Here is a 16,893-nt window from a genome sequence, read left to right as displayed (position 1 = left end):
CCGGCGCCACGTGTCAAAAGGGAGCGTGTAACGCGATGTTTGAATTCTTGCGGCGGGACAAATCAGAGATCGTACCGGAAGCCAAGGCAAGCGCGACCGGCCCTGTGGTCGCGTATCAAACGTCTGGGCGTGTTGCCTGGAGCCCAAGGGACGCGGTGTCGTTGACGCGGACGGGATTTGCCGGCAACCCGGTGGGGTTTCGCGCGGTCAAACTGATTGCCGAGGCGGCGGCGGCGCTGCCGCTGGTGTTGCAGGACACCGGTCGCCGCTATGAGGAACATCCGCTGATGGCGTTGGTCAAACGGCCCAACCCGGCCCAGGGGCGGGCGGAATTGCTGGAGGCGCTATATGGGCATTTGTTGCTGAGCGGCAATGGCTATGTCGAGGCGGTTTCGGGGGATACGGGCGTGCCGCTGGAACTGCATGTGCTGCGGTCGGATCGGATGTCGCTGGTGCCGGGGCGCGATGGTTGGCCGGTGGCCTATGAATACAGCGTCGGTGGGCGCAAGCACAGGTTCGACGTGACAGGTGCGCTGAGCCCGATCTGCCATGTGAAGAATTTCCATCCGCAGGATGACCACTATGGGTTTTCGCCGATGCAGGCGGCGGCGCAGGCGCTGGATGTGCATAATGCGGCGTCGCGCTGGTCCAAGGCGTTGCTGGACAATGCGGCGCGCCCCAGTGGTGCGATTGTCTATCGCGGGGCGGATGGGCAGGCGTCGATGTCTGCCGAGCAGTTTGACCGGTTGTCGAGCGAGATTGAGGCCAATCACACCGGGGCCAGGAACGCCGGGCGGCCGATGCTGCTGGAGGGTGGGTTGGACTGGAAGCCGATGGGGTTCAGCCCGTCGGACATGGAATTCCACAAGACCAAGGATGCGGCGGCGCGCGAAATTGCGCTGGCCTTCGGGGTGCCGCCGATGCTGCTGGGGATCCCGGGGGATGCGACCTATGCCAATTACCAGGAGGCAAACCGGGCGTTTTATCGCCTGACGGTTCTGCCCTTGGCAGAGCGGGTCACGGCCGCGCTTGGCGCGTGGTTGGCCGGATTTGCCGGTGAGGCGGTCGAGTTGAAGCCGGATCTGGATCAGGTGCCCGCATTGGCCACCGAGCGCGAGGCACAATGGTCGCGGGTTTCGGCGGCGGACTTCCTGAGCACCGCTGAAAAGCGGCGCATTCTGGGGCTGCCAGTGGAGGCCGAGGATGGGTGAACGGTTTGGATTTGAGGCGTTTGATTGTGCACCGGCCTTGCGGCTTGAGGCCCATGAAAGGGTGGCGGAATTGCAATTCGCGGCGATGAACAAGCGGCTCGATCGGATCGAAGAGATGATCGAACGCTTGGAACGGCGGCTGTGGCTGACGGTCTATGGCGTGGTGGCGGTGATCCTGGCGCAGGCGTTTCAGGGCCTTTTGGTGGCGGTGCCGTGATTGGGCGGTGATTGGGCTGTGTTTGGGCGGTGCTGCGTGAAAGCACCGCCCACGGGGGAACGAAAGTGGAGAGCGGGATGGAACTTGAGACAAAATTCGCGCGGTTCGATGGTGAGTTGAGCGTCACGGATGGCCATGTGATCGAAGGCTATGCCAGCCTGTTTGGCGCACAGGACCAGGGGGGCGATGTGGTGCAAAAGGGCGCTTATGCGACGTCGCTGAAGCGTCTGGCGGCCGAGGGGCGGCATGTTCGCATGCTGTGGCAGCATGACCCGACCCAACCGATCGGGGTCTGGGATGAAGTGGCCGAAGACGGTCAGGGCCTGCGCGTGAAAGGCCGCATTCTGGACGCGGTGGCCAAGGGACGCGAGGCGTCGGCGCTGTTGCAGGCAGGCGCGATTGACGGGTTATCGATTGGGTATCGCACCAAAAAGGCGGTGAAGACCGACAAGGGCCAGAGGCTCTTGCAGGAACTGGAGCTTTGGGAAGTGTCGCTTGTGACCTTTCCGATGTTGCCCAGTGCGCGGGTGGCGGCAAAGGGGGATACCCCAGAGGGCGACACATTGCGGCAATTGGCGGCGGTCTTTGCGGCAGCACGTCACGAGATTGCCCGCGAAGACTAGGCCGCGCGGAACATCAGGAGAAAACACATGGAAATGACCGATGCGAAGGCAGCGGGCGGGGAAGGTCTGTCCCCCGCAGAAGAAATCAAGGGCGCGGTTGGCGGCTTTGTGAGTGAGTTGAAGGCCTTTCAGGCCGAGATCAAGACCCGAGTTCTGAAGCAGGAAGAGAAAATGACAATGTTTGAACGCAAGACCCTTGCCGCTGCGCGCCCGGTTCTGGCCGCAACCGATTATGAAGCCCCGCACCAGAAAGCGTTTGATGCCTATCTGCGGTCGGGGGACGATGACGGCCTGCGGGGTCTGGAGCTGGACCAGAAGTCGATGTCGACGGCCGTGAACAGCGATGGCGGCTATCTGGTCGATCCGCAGATGTCAGACACCATCAAATCGGTACTGCAATCCGGTGCGTCGATCCGTGCGGTGGCCAGCGTGGTGAATGTCGAGGCCACATCATACGATGTGCTGATCGACACCAGCGACATCGGGGCGGGCTGGGCGACCGAGACCGGTGCCACGTCGGAAACCGGCACGCCGACCATTGACCGGATCACCATCCCGCTGCACGAGCTTTCGGCGCTGCCCAAAGCGTCGCAGCGATTGCTGGACGATGCCGCGTTTGACATTGAAAGCTGGCTGGCGGGGCGCATTGCCGAAAAATTCGCCCGTGCCGAGGCTGCGGCCTTTGTCAGTGGCGATGGCATCGACAAGCCAACCGGTTTTCTGACCCATACCATTGTCGCCAACAATGTCTGGGCCTGGGATTCACTGGGCTATGTGGCGACCGGCACCGATGGCGCGTTGGGCAACGGGGATGCGATCATTGATCTGGTCTATGCGCTGGGCGCGACATACCGGGCGAACGGCACCTTTGTGATGAATTCCAAGACGGCCGGTGAAGTCCGCAAGCTGAAGGACGGCGATGGTCGGTTCCTGTGGTCGGATGGTCTTGCGGCGGGAGAGCCTGCGCGTCTGTTAGGATACCCGGTGCTGATTGCCGAGGATATGCCGGACATTGCCAGCGGGTCGGATTCGATTGCCTTTGGCGACTTTGCCGCCGGCTATACCGTGGCGGAACGTCCGGACCTGCGGGTGCTGCGCGATCCGTTCTCGGCCAAGCCGAATGTCCTGTTCTATGCCACCAAACGTGTCGGCGGTGACGTCAGCGACTTTGCTGCCATCAAGGTATTGCGCTTCGCGGCCTCCTAAACCGGGGCTGTGAGGCCGGGGGACAGCAATGTTCCCCGGTGGGCGCGCGTCGATTGACCGGCGTTGGCTGGCTGCTCCCCTCCGTTCGAGCAACGCGGGTGGCGCGCGCCTGAAACCACGGTGCCAGATTTGAAGTCAGTTTTGATGGCCAAGGCAAAAGGTCGGGCAGCAGGCATGATGGAGTTTGCAAAGATGATGTTGGTAGAAGAGACCAATGTGCCGGTGGCGGCACTGCCGGTGGAGGAGTTCAAGACCCATCTGCGGCTGGGCAGCGGGTTTAGCGGGGCGACAGTCCAGGATGCGGTTTTGCAGAGCTTTCTGCGGGCGGCGATTGCAGCAATTGAATCACGCACTGGCAAGGTGCTGATTTCACGGAATTTTGCCTTTCGGGTGAGCGCTTGGCAGGACGGGGCCGCCCAGGTGTTGCCGGTCGCGCCCATCACGACCCTGACCGAGGTCGCCTTGTTGGATGGCGATGACCAAAGCACAATTGTCGATCCCGCTGTCTATCGGTTGATCGAAGATTCGCAGCGTCCGCAATTGGCGGCGCGGGGAAGTTGTCTTCCGACCATCGCGACCAATGGGCGCGCGGTTGTCCGCTTTACCGCCGGATATGCGCCGGACTGGGCGGGGCTGCCAGCCGATTTGGGGCAGGCGGTGATGCTGCTGGCGGCGCATTACTATGAGTACCGCGACGAGACCGCATTGGGCCAGGGCTGTATGCCGTTTGGTGTCACCTCTTTGATCGAACGCTATCGGATGATGCGGGTCGGTCTGACAGGGGGCAGAGCATGAGCACGCCACGATTGAACCGCGCTCTGGTGCTGGAGACTGCACAGGATGTGCCGGATGGGGCCGGTGGCTTTGACCGGATGTGGATGCCGCAGGGCACGATCTGGGCGGATGTATCGGCGCGAAGCGGGCGCGCGACACGTGGGGCTGCGGCGCCGGTGTCGGTGACGGCCTATCGCATGATCGTGCGTGCCGCCCCGATGGGCGATCCGGCACGCCCCGCGGCGGGACAGCGTTTCCGCGAGGGCCCCCGCGTCTGGCGTATCGAGGCGGTCGCCGAACGCGACCCCGGCGCGCGCCATCTGATTTGTTTCACCGAAGAGGAGCTGACACCATGAGTTACGCGGTGGCCGTTGCATTGCAGACGGCACTTTATCAACATCTGTCGGCTGACGCGGCGCTTGGCGCGATTGTCGGCAGTGCGATTTACGATGCGATCCCATCCGGCAGCCTGCCGTCGATCTATGTGACGCTGGGCACGGAAACCGCACGCGACCGGTCGGATCAGACCGGCAACGGCGCGGCACATGACATCGGAATTTCCATCATCACCGATGCGCCGGGATTTCAACAAGCCAAAGAAGCGGCGGTCGCGGTGAGCGATGCTTTGGACGATCCCGCCCTTGCCCTGTCGCGCGGAAGTTTGGTCGGGCTCTGGTTTCAGAGGGCCAAGGCCACACGAGACACCACAGCCGGAACGCGGCGGATCGATATGATCTTTCGCGCCCGTGTCGAAGACAACTGAACCTTATAAAGCGGAGTACGTAACATGGCTGCACAAAACGGTAAGGACCTTTTGATCAAGGTCGATCTCAGCGGCGCTGGGCAATTCGAAACCATGGTGGGGCTGCGCGCCACACGTATCAGTTTCAATGCAGAGGCGGTGGATGTCACATCGCTTGAGAGTGCGGGGGGCTGGCGTGAGCTTCTTGGCGGGGCTGGCGTGAAAAGCGCAGCAATCTCCGGTGCCGGGATTTTCAAGGACGACGCCACGGATGAACGCGCGCGTCAGATCTTCTTTGACGGCGAAGTGCCGGACTTTCAGGTGATTGTGCCGGATTTCGGCACCATCGAAGGCCCGTTTCAGGTCACCGGGCTGGAATATGCCGGTAGCCATAATGGCGAAGCCACATATGAGCTTTCACTCGCCTCTGCGGGTGAGCTGACCTTCGTGGCGCTGTAAGCAATGACCAATCCGTGGAGGGGCGAGGTCATGCTGACCATCGACGGCACGGCGCATGTGCTCAAGCTGACCCTGGGTGCATTGGCCGAGCTGGAAGAGGCGCTGGAGACCGGATCACTGGTGGATCTGGTGGAGCGTTTCGAGACCGGTCAGTTTTCGGGTCGCGATGTGCTGGCGCTGATTGTGGCGGGGTTGCGCGGCGGCGGATGGTCCGGTGGGCCCCGCGATCTGGTTCAGGCCGAGATCGCGGGGGGGCCGATTGGCGCGGCCAAGGTCGCGGCAGAATTGTTGGCACGGGCCTTCATGGTGCCTGAGGAGGCGGTGTGAACCGGATCAACTGGCCCCGATTGATGACGGCGGGTCTGCGCGGTTTGGGTCTGCGCCCGGCGGAATTCTGGGCGCTGACGCTGGCGGAATTGATGCTGATGCTTGGGGTCGGCGGCGGCAATGCGCCGCTGACCCGTGACCGGCTGGACCAGTTGATTGCGGCCTTTCCCGACGACGGGACGGGACCGGATTTGACGGGGACAGACCAAGGGAAAGGATAAGGCGATGGAAGATGTGAACGGATTGGATGATCTCGACCTTCAGGTCGATGCGCTGGCGCAATCGCTTGGCTCTGCCAGCACGCTGGCGGCGGGATTTGATACCGAGTTGAAGCGTATTCACCAGACGTTTTCGGCGACGGGCAATCAGGCGCGGGTTCTGAGTTCGACCCTGTCGGGGGGGCTGCGCAAGGCAATCGACGGTGTGGTGCTGGACGGGATGAAGTTTTCCGAGGCGCTGGGCGTGATCGGTCAGTCCATGATCAATGCGGCCTATAACGCCGCGATGAAACCGGTGACGGATCATTTCGGCTCGATGTTGGGCGGTGTCGTCAATGGTCTGATGCCGTTCGAGAAGGGCGGTGCGTTCACCCAGGGCCGTGTGACGCCTTTTGCCAATGGTGGGGTGGTCAACGGGCCGGTGCATTTTCCGATGCGTGGCGGTATGGGATTGATGGGCGAGGCCGGTCCCGAAGCGATCATGCCACTGGCGCGCGGGCCGAACGGCAAGCTGGGCGTGCAGGCCTCGGGCGGGAGCCGACCCATCAATGTGGTGATGAATATCCAGACCCCGGACGCCCAAGGGTTCCAGCGCAGTCAAAGCCAGATTGCCGCACAGATGAGCCGCGTGTTGGCGCGCGGCGGTCGCAACCGGTAAACGGAGGGAAGTTCCATGTCATTTCATGAAGTGCGGTTTCCCGCCAACCTGAGCTTTGGCTCGGTCGGCGGACCAGAGCGGCGGACCGACGTGGTCACGCTGGCCAATGGGTTCGAAGAACGCAACACGCCGTGGTCGCAGTCGCGCCACCGCTATGACGCCGGGCTTGGCCTGCGGTCGCTGGACGACATCGAGACGATGATCGGCTTTTTCGAGGCTCGCCGTGGTCAGCTGTTCGGGTTCCGCTGGAAGGATTGGTCGGACTACAAGACCTGTCCCGCAAGTCAGGAAGTCGCCTATCGCGATCAGGTGATTGCGCTGGGCGATGGGGCCTCTGTTCATTATCAGCTGATCAAGACCTATCGCTCTGGTGCGGCGGAATATGCGCGTGTGGTGACCAAGCCTGTGCAGGGCTCTGTGCGGATTGGTGTTCAAGGTGACGAGTTGCAGGAAAGCATCCACTGGGATGTGGACGAGACAACCGGCATTGTGACCTTTGCCAGCCCGCCGCTTCAGGATGCGGAAATCACCGCGGGGTTCGAATTTGACGTGCCGGTGCGGTTTGACACGGATCGGATTGCCACGTCGGTGTCCTCTTTCCAGGCGGGTGAAGTGCCGAATGTGCCAGTGGTCGAGGTGCGGATCTGATGACACTTTCTGGGGAGATGAAGGCACATTTGGAAAGCGGTCATACGACGCTTTGCCGTGCCTGGGCGATCAACCGTGCGGATGGCACCGCGTTTGGCTTTACCGATCATGACCGCGAATTGAGTTTCGATGGCATGACATTCCGCGCTGACAGCGGTCTGAGCGCAATGGCATTGCAACAGGGGACCGGGCTGTCTGTTGACAACTCCGAGGCCGTAGGTGCGCTGTCAGATGCCGCCATCACCGAGGCTGATATCCTTGCTGGTCGCTTTGACGGGGCAGAAGTGCGGGCCTGGTTGGTCAATTGGCAGGATGTGAGCCAGCGCCACCTACAGTTTCGCGGCACCATCGGTGAGATGCGGCGCATTGACGGCGCGTTCGAAGCCGAGTTGCGTGGTTTGTCCGAGGCGTTGAACCGTCCGTTCGGACGGGTGTTCCAAACACCTTGCACGGCGGTCCTGGGGGATGGCGGTTGCAAGTTCGATCTGTCGACGCCGGGGTTCACCTGGGAAGGCAGTGTTCTGGCTGTCGAGGAAACTTCGACCGTGGTCATTGACGCCGGGGGCGCGTTTGAACCCGCATGGTTCCGACGCGGGCGCATGGATGTGCTCAGCGGGGCAGCGGCGGGATTGTTCGGTGCGGTCAAACGCGACGAGTTGATCGAGGATGGCCAGCAGATTGAATTGTGGGAACCGCTGCGATTGCCGATCATGGTCGGCGACCAGGTAAGATTGACCGCAGGCTGTGACAAGCGGTTGGAAACATGCCGCTTCAAATTTGACAATCTGTTGAATTATCGCGGCTTCCCCGATGTGCCGGAAGATGACTGGCTGCTGGTCAACCCGGCGCGTGCCGGGAGCAAGTCGGGGGGGAGCCGCCGATGACTATACCGGCATCCAAAGTGGTCGCGGCCGCCCGCGGCTGGATCGGCACGCCCTATCTGCATCAAACCTCGGTGCGCGGTGCCGGGTGCGATTGTCTGGGCCTGTTGCGCGGGGTTTGGCGGGAGGTTCAGGGCGCAGAGCCGGAAATCCCGCCTGCGTATACCCGCGATTGGTCTGAACCGCAGGGGCAGGAACGGCTGTGGCGCGCGGCGGCGCAGCATCTTTGCCCGAAACCTCTGGACAGCGCCGGGGCCGGTGATGTGCTGTTGTTTCGCATGCGGGATGGGGCGGTGGCCAAACATCTGGGGATTCAGGCGCAGGTCGGCGCCAACGCCAGTTTCATCCATTCCTATACCGGCCATGGTGTTACCGAAAGCCCACTGAGCGCCCCCTGGGCGCGGCGCATCGTGGCGCGATTTGCATTTCCATAAGGAGTCCATCTGATGGCGACGATTGTACTTTCCGCAGCGGGCGCGGCGCTTGGCAGCGCTGTCGGTGGCACCTTTTTGGGTCTGAGCCTGACGGCCGTTGGCCGTTTCATTGGCGCAACCGTGGGGCGCACCATTGATCAGCGCCTGATGGGGCAGGGATCCGAAGTGGTGGTTGAAGGAAACCGCATTGATCGGTTCCGCGTCAACCGCGCCGGTGAAGGCGCCCCCATTGCCCGCAGCTATGGCCGGATGCGCATGGCCGGTCATGTGCTATGGGCCAGCAATTTCACCGAACATGTGAATACCAAGACCAGCGGTGGCAGCGGCAAAGGCGCGCCGTCACAACCCAAGGTCAAGACCACCACCTATTCCTATACCGTCAACTTGGCGATTGCGGTCTGCGAGGGTGAGATCACCAATATCGGTCGGATCTGGGCCGATGGCGAGGAAGTGCCGCGCGATAGCCTGAACCTGCGGGTCTATACCGGCAGCGAAGATCAGTTGCCCGACCCCAAGATCGAGGCCATCGAAGGCCCGGGGGCGGTGCCGGCCTATCGCGGCACGGCCTATGTCGTGCTGGAGGATCTGGACCTTTCGGAATTTGGCAATCGCGTGCCGCAGTTCAGCTTTGAAGTGTCCAAACCGGCGCAAGTCTCGGTCACCGACGGCGCCGCCGAAGTGCCGCATAACCTGCGCGGGGTCGCGCTTGTGCCCGGCACCGGTGAATATGCGCTGGCAACCACGCCGGTGAAATACAAATACGGGCCCGGCGATTTCCGTATGGCCAACGTCAATTCCCCGGCGGGCAAAAGCGATATCGAAACCTCGTTGGATCAGTTGACCCAGGAATGCCCAAACATGGGCGCGACATCACTGATTGTCAGCTGGTTCGGCAATGATCTGCGCGCTGGTCAGTGCCAGATCCAGCCCAAGGTCGAACAATCCGAATTTGACGGCAAGGGCATGGCCTGGCGGGTGTCCGGGTTGGAGCGCACCGAAGTGGAATTGGTGGCGCGCGACGGCGAGGACCGGCCGGTCTATGGCGGTGCCATTTCCGATGGGGCGGTGCTGGAAGGTATTCGCGCATTGAAAGAGCGCGAGCAATCGGTGATGTTCTATCCCTTCATCCTGATGGATCAGCTGCCCGGTAATGGCTTGCCCGATCCCTATAGTGATGCGTCGGACCAGCCCGTGCTGCCCTGGCGTGGACGGATCACCACCGAAAGAGCACCGGGCCAGAGCGGGTCAACGGATGGCACCGCCGCAGCCGAGGCAGAGGTCGCCGCGTTTTTCGGCACCGCCCAGCCCGGCGATTTCACCGTGTTGGATGAAACCGAGGTCTATGAAGATATCCTTGATGTCCTAAAAAACACGCCGACCCTGATCCATGCCACTGTCGACTACAGTGGGCCCCAGGAATGGAGCTATCGCCGGTTTATCCTGCATTACGCGGCGCTTTGCGCGGCGTCGGGTGGGGTGGATGCGTTTTGTATCGGCTCGGAAATGCGTGGTTTGACGCAAATTCGCGGCGCGGACGGGGGATTTCCGGCGGTGGCCGCCATGATCCAGCTGGCTGCTGATGTGCGCCAGATCCTGGGGCCCAATACCAAGATCGGCTATGCGGCGGATTGGTCGGAATATTTCGGCTATCACCCGCAGGATGGCTCTGGTGATGTGCTGTTCCATCTTGACCCGCTTTGGGCCAACAGCGAAATCGACTTTGTCGGGATCGACAACTACATGCCGCTGTCGGATTGGCGCGATGGCAAGGACCATGCGGATGCCGGTGTTGGCTCGATCTACAATCTGGACTACCTGCGCGGCAATGTGGCGGGGGGCGAGGGCTATGATTGGTATTATCCAACCCCAGAGGCCATGGCCGCGCAACGGCGTGAACCCATCACCGATGGCGCCCATGACGAGCCGTGGATCTATCGGTACAAGGATATCCGCAATTGGTGGTCCAACCCGCATCACAACCGGATAGCCGGTGAACGCCAGGCCAATGCCACCGAATGGGTGCCCCAGGGCAAGCCGATCTGGTTCACTGAATTCGGCTGTGCTGCGATCGACAAGGGCACCAATCAGCCGAATAAGTTCCTTGATCCAAAGTCGAGCGAATCCAGCCTGCCAAAGTTTTCCGACGGGCGGCGGGACGAGCTGATCCAGCGGCAATATCTGCGCGCGGTCACCGATTACTGGGGCGACGCGACCAACAACCCGGTGTCCGAGGAATACGGCGGCGCGATGGTCGACATGGACCGGGCCTTTGTCTGGGCCTGGGATACGCGGCCCTATCCGTATTTCCCGGCCAATTCAGCTCTTTGGACCGATAGCGGAAACTATGCCCGCGGCCATTGGATGAATGGCCGGGCCTCTGCCATGTCCTTGGCGCGCCTGGTCGAGGAAATCTGCTTGGACGCCGGTGTGCCCGCCTTTGATGTGTCTGATCTGCGCGGGTTCATTCGCGGCTATACCAGCGGCAATATCGGCGATATGCGAACCCTGTTGCAGCCCCTGATGTTGCATTTCGGTTTTGATGCCGTGGAACGCGCGGGGGTGTTGCATTTCATCATGCGCGCTGGGCGTGACGCGATTGAGATTGATGCCGATCTTCTGGCGATAAATGACGATCTGGATGGCACCCTGTCCCAGAACCGCAGCTCCGAGGCCGAGATGGCGGGGCGGGTGCGTCTGGATTTCATCCAGTCGGATGGGGACTATGAAACCATCGCCGAAGAAGCGGTGATGCCGGACGAGGCCACCCATACGGTGTCGCGCAGCGAAGTGCCGTTGGTGCTGACACGGGCCGAGGGGCGTCAAACCGTGGAACGCTGGCTGGCCGAGGCGCGGGTGGCACGTGAACAGGCGCGTTTTGCCCTGCCGCCGTCGCGGCTTGATGTGGCGGCTGGCGATGTCGTGTCCCTGCCAGAGGGCGCTGGGCGGGCGCTGTATCGGGTCGACCGGATCGAGGTCGGTCGCGAACAGATCGTCGAGGCGGTGCGCATAGAACCAGAAGTCTATCAGCCGGTGGAAATCGAGGATGATCCCGCAACTGTGGCTGCCTTTGTGCCGCCGGTGCCGGTGTTGCCATTGTTCCTGGATCTGCCACTTCTGACTGGTGACGAGGTGCCGCATGCGCCGCATCTGGCAGTGGCCGCCAAACCCTGGCCTGGCAGTGTCGCGCTGTATGATTCCGCACAGGATTCCAACTATCAGTTGAACGACATCTTTGCCGCCCGCGCCACATTCGGCGTCACGCAAACCCCGTTGTTTTCCGCCCCGTCGGGCATCATTGATCGCGGCGATGCGGTGCAGGTGAAATTGACCACTGGCGCGTTCAGTTCGATTGACGATGACGCGCTGCTGGCCGGTGGCAACCTCTGTGCAATCGGTGATGGGACACCCGGCGGATGGGAGTTGTTTCAGTTTCGCGATGCAGAGCTTGTCGATGTCGACACCTGGATGCTCAGCCATCGGCTGCGCGGGCAATTGGGCACGGATGCCTTCATGCCTGCATCTTGGCCTGAGGGCGCATATGTGGTTCTGATCGACGGTGCGCCGGAACAGATCAACCTGCCGTCCTCGGCCCGGCGCATTGCGCGGCACTATCGCGTGGGTCCGGCGCAACGGCCGGTCAGTGATCCGTCGTATGAACACGAGGTGCATGCGTTTGATGGCAATGGGTTGCGGCCCTATTCCCCGGTGCATCTGAAAGGGGTCTGGTCCGCTGGCGATCTGACCCTGACATGGGTGCGGCGCACGCGGATCGGCGGTGACAGCTGGGATCTTGCCGAAGTGCCCCTGGGCGAGGCAAACGAAAGCTATCTGTTGCGTGTGATGGACGGGATCACCGTGCTGCGCGAGGTGACATTGAACACACCGATGTTTGCCTATTCCGCAGCGATGCAATCTGCTGATGGTGCTGGACCTGGTGTCCACATCGAGGTGGCACAGATTTCGGATGTCTATGGTCCGGGGCCTTTTGCCCGCTGGCAGGTGTGATCGGATGCGACCGGTTCTTCATGGCGATGTGACGGCGGCCGCCCGCGCCATGTTGATGGTGCCGGCAGAGGCGCGCGAAGGCCTCTGCCGGCGGATGATAGAAGAGGCGGACTTCGCAGACCGCTATGCCAAACGCCTCGGTCGCGCACATCGCGATTGGGGCAATGGCACGCTGATGGCCGCCGCCCGTGTGCGGCCCTTGGCAGCAGAACCCCCGCTTGGGGAAGACGCTTATTGTCGTTGTCTGGAAACGGTGTTTCACCTGCTTCTGGAATGGCGATCCACACGGCGGCGCTAACCGTGGTTGGCCCCATCTCCAACCTGCGCCCCTTGTAAACGTCGCTTGGCATTCTTCTTGGCCAAAATATCCCGGGGGTCTGGGGGCTGGCCCCCAGGGTGAAGCAGATCCATGCGCAACATTGGATCCACCCCACAAGGAACCCATTCCAATTCCTTCGCTTCCTCATCACAGGATTGCGTTTGGCAGACGCCGCGAACATGGTATACCTCACACCCGACACCGCGATGCGAGGATACCATGGCCCGGACACAAACGCAGTTAGCCCAAGTCGACCCAATTTGGGCGCAGATTCTGGAAGAAGCGGAACAGGCCGTGAAAGATGAACCGCTGTTGGGCGGTTTGATCCATCAAAGCGTGCTGCACCATCCGTCACTGGAACGCGCGCTGAGTTACCGTAATTCGCTAAAGCTCGCTTCGGGCGAAATGTCGGAACAGATCCTGCGGGAAATCTGTGACGAGGCCTATGCCTCTGATCCGACAATCGGGCGTTCGGCACGGGCAGATATTGCCGCCGTGTATGACCGCGACCCGGCGTGCCATCGCTATTTGCAGCCGGTGCTGTTTTTCAAGGGATTTCAGGCGATCCAAGCCTATCGCATCGGGCATTGGCTTTGGACCGCGGGGCGGCGTGATCTGGCGTATTTCATTCAGATGCGGGTGTCCGAAGTGTTTGGGATTGATATTCATCCGGCCGCAAAAATCGGCAAGGGTATCATGATCGACCATGCCCATTCGATTGTGATCGGTGAAACGGCGGTGGTGGGCGACAATGTGTCGATGCTGCATTCCGTGACGCTGGGCGGCACGGGCAAGGAAGAACAGGACCGCCATCCAAAGATTGGCGACGGTGTGTTGATTGGCGCCGGGGCAAAGGTTCTGGGCAATATTCACATTGGAAATTGCTCGCGCATTGCTGCCGGTTCGGTGGTGCTGAGCGAGGTTCCGGCCTGCAAGACCGTGGCCGGTGTGCCTGCGAAAATCGTCGGAGAGGCGGGGTGCGCCCAGCCGTCAATGTCGATGGATCAGATCCTGCGCTCTGGTGCCTGACCGCTGCGGGAATTGAACCCGGCATTGCAACAGTCTGCTCCAACCCAGGGTTGGCGCTGGCAAAAGCGATGCCAGCCGTCACAAGATACGGTCACAGCCCGATAAAATAGGATCTGTTACAGGATCAGTCTGTCACAGGATCAGACTGGGTCCAGCTTTGGCTGGGCCCAGTGATGCTGGCCGATGGATCTGGCCAATGTTTCAAGCCAGTGTTTCAGGTCAGTGTTGCTGGCCTGCGGTTCAGGCCAGCATTGTCAGGGGATTTTCCAACCCGTCCTTGATCGCAGCCAGCAATTCAGCGGCCAATGCGCCGTCAATCACCCGGTGATCGACTGACAGGGTGACCGACATGACGGTGGCCACGGCCAAATTGCCCTCGGCATCGACCACGGGTTTCTTCACCCCGGCGCCAACCGCCAGGATCGCGCCATGTGGCGGGTTGATGACCGCGTCAAAATTCTCGATCCCGAACATGCCAAGGTTCGAAATGGCAAAGGATCCGCCCTGATATTCATGTGGGGCGAGTTTGCGGTCGCGGGCGCGGGCCGCGAGGTCTTTCATTTCGGCTGACAGAGCCGTCAGTGATTTCTTGTCAGCATCTTGCAGGACCGGGGTGAACAAGCCGCCCTCAATCGCCACGGCAACGGCGACATCCGACGGGGTCAGCCGCAGAATGCGGTCCCCGGCCCAGACCGCGTTGGCATCCGGCACCAGTTGCAGGGCGTTGGCGCAGGCCTTGATAATGAAATCATTGACCGAGAGTTTGACGCCGCGCGGGGCAAGCTGTGTGTTGAGATCGGCGCGGAATTTCAGCAGCGCGTCGAGCTGGATGTCGCGGCGCAGATAGAAATGCGGGATGGTCTGCTTCGCCTCGGTGAGGCGGGCGGCGATGGTCTTGCGCATGCCGTCGAGGGGCACCTCGGTGAAGTCGCGGCCTTGGTAGAGCGCAGCGACCTGGCCGGCGGAGGGCGATGCCGGGGCAGGCGCGGATTGGGGCCCGGATTCGGGTGTGGGGGCCTCTTCCGCCCTGGCGGGCGTCATCGGCCGGGCTTCCGCAGCTTCGACATCGGCTTTGACGATGCGGCCGTGCGGGCCGGTGCCCTTGATTCGGGCGAGGTCCAGCCCCTTGTCGGCAGCGATGCGGCGAGCCAGGGGCGAGGCGAAGATGCGCGTGCCCTCGGCGTCCTGCGGTGTCTGGGCGGGTTGTGGTTCGTCGGGCGCAGGCGGTGTCTCTTGCGCCGAAGAGGGCGCGGCAGGGGCCGATGCGGCGGCTGTGTTGGGGATGTCGCCGGCGGTTTCGCCGTCTTCCAGCAGCACCGCGATTGGGGTGTTGACCTTGACCGAGGCGGTGCCATCCGCCACCAGCAGCTTGCCAATGACGCCTTCGTCCACCGCTTCGAATTCCATTGTGGCCTTGTCGGTTTCGATTTCGGCCAAGAGGTCGCCGGAACTGACGGTGTCACCCTCTTTCACCAACCATTTCGCAAGGGTTCCTTCCTCCATCGTGGGGGACAGGGCGGGCATGAGGATTTCGGTTGGCATGGCTTCTCTCCAGGCGAGGCGATCGGGGGCAGGTCGGGAGCGAGGGGTCAACCCCTCGCGCTCCCCGGGATATTTCAGAACAGAAGAAGGGACGGGGGGGCAAGGGAACCTTGGTCTTGGTGCTGCATCGGATGCAAGAGGGCCCCCAGGGGCGCGCGGGCGCGCCTGACAGGTCGGGTGCAGGTGTCACATCTCAATCGGGCGGGGCCGGTCATCGATAGGTCACTTTCTTCACTGCGGCGATGACCTTATCCGTGGTGACAAGGGCGTGCCGCTCCAGGTTGGCGGCATAGGGCATCGGCACATCCTTGCCGGTGCAATTGATCACCGGCGCGTCGAGATAATCAAACGCCTCTTGCATCAGCACGGCAGAGATATGATTGCCGATGGCGCCGACGGGAAACCCCTCTTCTACAGTCACGCAGCGGTTGGTCTTTTGTACGCTGGCGATGACAGTGGCGGTGTCGAGCGGGCGCAGGCAGCGCAGGTCGATCACCTCGGCGTTGATCCCGTCTTCGGCCAGTTTTTCAGCGGCCTCCAGCGCATAGGTCATGCCGATGCCGAAGCTGACAATGGTGACATCGCTGCCGGCGCGCCAGATCCGGGCCTTGCCGAAGGGAATTGTGAAATCCTGCATCACCGGCACGTCGAAGCTTTTGCCATAAAGGATTTCGTTTTCCAGGAAAATCACCGGATTGGGGTCGCGGATGGCCGATTTCAACAGGCCCTTGGCGTCGGAGGCGGAATAGGGGATCGCCACCTTTAGACCCGGAATATGGGCGAACCAGGCGGCAAAATCCTGGCTGTGTTGCGCGCCCACACGGGCGGCCGCGCCGTTGGGGCCGCGAAACACCATCGGTGCGCCCATCTGGCCGCCGGACATGTAAAGCGTCTTGGCGGCGGAATTGACGATCTGATCCATCGCTTGCATCGCGAAGTTGAAGGTCATGAATTCGACGATCGGTTTCAGCCCGCCAAAGGCCGCGCCCACCGCGATGCCGGTGAAGCCATGTTCGGTAATCGGCGTGTCGATCACCCGTTTGGGGCCGAATTCATCCAGCAGACCCTGGCTGATCTTGTAGGCGCCCTGATATTCGCCGACTTCTTCGCCCATCAGATAGACATCGCCGTCGGCGCGCATTTCTTCGGCCATGGCGTCGCGCAGCGCTTCGCGGACGGTTTGTTGTTTGACCTCGGTGCCTTCGGGCCAATCCGGTTGCGGCGCGACCTGTGGTTGACCGCCTTGGGGTGCGGGGGGCGTCGTTGCGGCTTCTTTGGTGGTTTGGTCCGGCGTTGCTTTTGGTGCGGTGGTGGCTGTGGCCGGGGCGGTCTTGACCTCTATGTCTTCCGCGCTTTCACCGTCTTCCAGCAGCAGGGCAATCGGCGTGTTGACCGATACAGAGGCCGTGCCAGCCGCCACCAGCAATTTGCCAATGGTGCCGTCGTCGACCGCTTCGAATTCCATTGTCGCTTTGTCGGTTTCGATCTCGGCGATGATATCGCCAGAGGCGACGGTGTCACCTTCGCTTACCAGCCATTTGGCCAGTGTGCCTTCTTCCATCGTGGGGGACAGGGCGGGCATGAGAATTTCTGTGGCCAT

19 protein-coding genes are annotated in these 16,893 nt (G+C 61.8%); 17 read left to right on the top strand and 2 right to left on the bottom strand.

What is annotated here, in order from left to right:
- The first annotated feature begins 35 nt into the window (after nucleotides 1–35).
- The 17 genes from AC0L4F_RS16120 to cysE all read left to right on the top strand — a co-directional run bounded on the left by AC0L4F_RS16120 (nucleotide 36) and on the right by cysE (nucleotide 13,751).
- Entirely contained in the window at nucleotides 36–1,211 is a 1,176-nt protein-coding gene (locus AC0L4F_RS16120; protein ID WP_244690058.1) for a phage portal protein, read from the top strand.
- Nucleotides 1,204–1,428 carry a GTA head formation protein, RCAP_rcc01685 family gene (locus AC0L4F_RS16115; RefSeq protein ID WP_244690056.1) on the top strand — a complete coding sequence of 75 codons (225 nt, stop codon included), beginning with the start codon at nucleotides 1,204–1,206 and terminating at the stop codon, nucleotides 1,426–1,428. The genes AC0L4F_RS16120 and AC0L4F_RS16115 overlap by 8 nt, the downstream gene beginning before the upstream one ends.
- A gap of 77 nt (nucleotides 1,429–1,505) precedes the next feature.
- Complete coding sequence (locus AC0L4F_RS16110) at nucleotides 1,506–2,051, top strand: HK97 family phage prohead protease (protein WP_244690054.1); 546 nt, start codon at nucleotides 1,506–1,508, stop codon at nucleotides 2,049–2,051.
- A gap of 27 nt (nucleotides 2,052–2,078) precedes the next feature.
- Nucleotides 2,079–3,257 carry a phage major capsid protein gene (locus AC0L4F_RS16105; RefSeq protein ID WP_244690052.1) on the top strand — a complete coding sequence of 393 codons (1,179 nt, stop codon included), beginning with the start codon at nucleotides 2,079–2,081 and terminating at the stop codon, nucleotides 3,255–3,257.
- Between the two features lie 192 nt (nucleotides 3,258–3,449).
- The gene (locus AC0L4F_RS16100; protein ID WP_244690411.1) at nucleotides 3,450–4,052 is read left to right on the top strand and encodes a head-tail connector protein; all 603 of its coding nucleotides are present in this window, start codon (nucleotides 3,450–3,452) and stop codon (nucleotides 4,050–4,052) included.
- Entirely contained in the window at nucleotides 4,049–4,387 is a 339-nt protein-coding gene (locus AC0L4F_RS16095; protein WP_244690050.1) for a head-tail adaptor protein, read from the top strand. Before AC0L4F_RS16100 ends, AC0L4F_RS16095 begins: the two co-directional genes overlap by 4 nt.
- Nucleotides 4,384–4,794, top strand: a complete 411-nt coding sequence (locus AC0L4F_RS16090) for a DUF3168 domain-containing protein (RefSeq protein WP_244690048.1) — start codon at nucleotides 4,384–4,386, stop codon at nucleotides 4,792–4,794. Before AC0L4F_RS16095 ends, AC0L4F_RS16090 begins: the two co-directional genes overlap by 4 nt.
- A 24-nt stretch (nucleotides 4,795–4,818) precedes the next feature.
- Nucleotides 4,819–5,232, top strand: a complete 414-nt coding sequence (locus tag AC0L4F_RS16085) for a phage major tail protein, TP901-1 family (RefSeq protein ID WP_244690045.1) — start codon at nucleotides 4,819–4,821, stop codon at nucleotides 5,230–5,232.
- Between the two features lie 3 nt (nucleotides 5,233–5,235).
- Nucleotides 5,236–5,559 (top strand): gene transfer agent family protein, encoded by a 324-nt coding sequence (locus AC0L4F_RS16080; RefSeq protein ID WP_244690043.1) that lies wholly within the window; start codon nucleotides 5,236–5,238, stop codon nucleotides 5,557–5,559.
- Nucleotides 5,556–5,780, top strand: coding sequence for a rcc01693 family protein (locus AC0L4F_RS16075; protein ID WP_244690040.1), 225 nt, complete (start codon nucleotides 5,556–5,558; stop codon nucleotides 5,778–5,780). The genes AC0L4F_RS16080 and AC0L4F_RS16075 overlap by 4 nt, the downstream gene beginning before the upstream one ends.
- 4 nt (nucleotides 5,781–5,784) lie before the next feature.
- The gene (locus AC0L4F_RS16070) at nucleotides 5,785–6,435 is read left to right on the top strand and encodes a phage tail tape measure protein (protein ID WP_244690038.1); all 651 of its coding nucleotides are present in this window, start codon (nucleotides 5,785–5,787) and stop codon (nucleotides 6,433–6,435) included.
- 15 nt (nucleotides 6,436–6,450) lie between these two features.
- Nucleotides 6,451–7,083 (top strand): DUF2460 domain-containing protein, encoded by a 633-nt coding sequence (locus tag AC0L4F_RS16065; RefSeq protein WP_244690036.1) that lies wholly within the window; start codon nucleotides 6,451–6,453, stop codon nucleotides 7,081–7,083.
- A complete protein-coding gene (locus AC0L4F_RS16060) occupies nucleotides 7,083–7,967 on the top strand; it encodes a DUF2163 domain-containing protein (RefSeq protein WP_244690034.1) in 885 nt (294 codons plus the stop codon). The genes AC0L4F_RS16065 and AC0L4F_RS16060 overlap by 1 nt, the downstream gene beginning before the upstream one ends.
- The gene (locus AC0L4F_RS16055; RefSeq protein ID WP_244690032.1) at nucleotides 7,964–8,398 is read left to right on the top strand and encodes an NlpC/P60 family protein; all 435 of its coding nucleotides are present in this window, start codon (nucleotides 7,964–7,966) and stop codon (nucleotides 8,396–8,398) included. The genes AC0L4F_RS16060 and AC0L4F_RS16055 overlap by 4 nt, the downstream gene beginning before the upstream one ends.
- Before the next feature lie 12 nt (nucleotides 8,399–8,410).
- Nucleotides 8,411–12,403, top strand: coding sequence for a baseplate multidomain protein megatron (locus AC0L4F_RS16050; protein ID WP_244690030.1), 3,993 nt, complete (start codon nucleotides 8,411–8,413; stop codon nucleotides 12,401–12,403).
- Nucleotides 12,404–12,407: 4 nt separating this feature from the next.
- On the top strand, nucleotides 12,408–12,701 hold the full coding sequence (locus AC0L4F_RS16045) for a DUF7742 family protein (RefSeq protein WP_244690028.1): 294 nt from the start codon (nucleotides 12,408–12,410) through the stop codon (nucleotides 12,699–12,701).
- A gap of 240 nt (nucleotides 12,702–12,941) precedes the next feature.
- On the top strand, nucleotides 12,942–13,751 hold the full coding sequence (gene cysE / locus AC0L4F_RS16040; RefSeq protein ID WP_244690026.1) for a serine O-acetyltransferase: 810 nt from the start codon (nucleotides 12,942–12,944) through the stop codon (nucleotides 13,749–13,751).
- Between the two features lie 240 nt (nucleotides 13,752–13,991).
- On the opposite strand, the gene AC0L4F_RS16035 is transcribed toward cysE, so the two are convergent.
- On the bottom strand, nucleotides 13,992–15,293 hold the full coding sequence (locus AC0L4F_RS16035) for a pyruvate dehydrogenase complex dihydrolipoamide acetyltransferase (RefSeq protein WP_244690024.1): 1,302 nt from the start codon (nucleotides 15,291–15,293) through the stop codon (nucleotides 13,992–13,994).
- 211 nt (nucleotides 15,294–15,504) lie between these two features.
- Nucleotides 15,505–16,893, bottom strand: coding sequence for a pyruvate dehydrogenase complex E1 component subunit beta (locus AC0L4F_RS16030; protein ID WP_244690022.1), 1,389 nt, complete (start codon nucleotides 16,891–16,893; stop codon nucleotides 15,505–15,507).

This window comes from Marinovum sp. J2-8 (genome assembly GCF_055808435.1).
Note: the sequence above shows the minus strand (reverse complement) of the source record. Positions and strands in the feature narration are given on the sequence as shown.

Coding starts and splice junctions, on each gene's coding strand:
- AC0L4F_RS16070 (WP_244690038.1), top strand. CDS start 5,785: ATGGAAGATGTGAACGGATTGGATGATCTCGACCTTCAGGTCGATGCG.
- AC0L4F_RS16060 (WP_244690034.1), top strand. CDS start 7,083: ATGACACTTTCTGGGGAGATGAAGGCACATTTGGAAAGCGGTCATACG.
- AC0L4F_RS16090 (WP_244690048.1), top strand. CDS start 4,384: ATGAGTTACGCGGTGGCCGTTGCATTGCAGACGGCACTTTATCAACAT.
- AC0L4F_RS16045 (WP_244690028.1), top strand. CDS start 12,408: ATGCGACCGGTTCTTCATGGCGATGTGACGGCGGCCGCCCGCGCCATG.
- AC0L4F_RS16055 (WP_244690032.1), top strand. CDS start 7,964: ATGACTATACCGGCATCCAAAGTGGTCGCGGCCGCCCGCGGCTGGATC.
- AC0L4F_RS16030 (WP_244690022.1), bottom strand. CDS start 16,893: ATGGCCACAGAAATTCTCATGCCCGCCCTGTCCCCCACGATGGAAGAA.
- AC0L4F_RS16120 (WP_244690058.1), top strand. CDS start 36: ATGTTTGAATTCTTGCGGCGGGACAAATCAGAGATCGTACCGGAAGCC.
- cysE (WP_244690026.1), top strand. CDS start 12,942: ATGGCCCGGACACAAACGCAGTTAGCCCAAGTCGACCCAATTTGGGCG.
- AC0L4F_RS16050 (WP_244690030.1), top strand. CDS start 8,411: ATGGCGACGATTGTACTTTCCGCAGCGGGCGCGGCGCTTGGCAGCGCT.
- AC0L4F_RS16035 (WP_244690024.1), bottom strand. CDS start 15,293: ATGCCAACCGAAATCCTCATGCCCGCCCTGTCCCCCACGATGGAGGAA.
- AC0L4F_RS16105 (WP_244690052.1), top strand. CDS start 2,079: ATGGAAATGACCGATGCGAAGGCAGCGGGCGGGGAAGGTCTGTCCCCC.
- AC0L4F_RS16115 (WP_244690056.1), top strand. CDS start 1,204: ATGGGTGAACGGTTTGGATTTGAGGCGTTTGATTGTGCACCGGCCTTG.
- AC0L4F_RS16085 (WP_244690045.1), top strand. CDS start 4,819: ATGGCTGCACAAAACGGTAAGGACCTTTTGATCAAGGTCGATCTCAGC.
- AC0L4F_RS16095 (WP_244690050.1), top strand. CDS start 4,049: ATGAGCACGCCACGATTGAACCGCGCTCTGGTGCTGGAGACTGCACAG.
- AC0L4F_RS16080 (WP_244690043.1), top strand. CDS start 5,236: ATGACCAATCCGTGGAGGGGCGAGGTCATGCTGACCATCGACGGCACG.
- AC0L4F_RS16065 (WP_244690036.1), top strand. CDS start 6,451: ATGTCATTTCATGAAGTGCGGTTTCCCGCCAACCTGAGCTTTGGCTCG.
- AC0L4F_RS16100 (WP_244690411.1), top strand. CDS start 3,450: ATGATGTTGGTAGAAGAGACCAATGTGCCGGTGGCGGCACTGCCGGTG.
- AC0L4F_RS16110 (WP_244690054.1), top strand. CDS start 1,506: ATGGAACTTGAGACAAAATTCGCGCGGTTCGATGGTGAGTTGAGCGTC.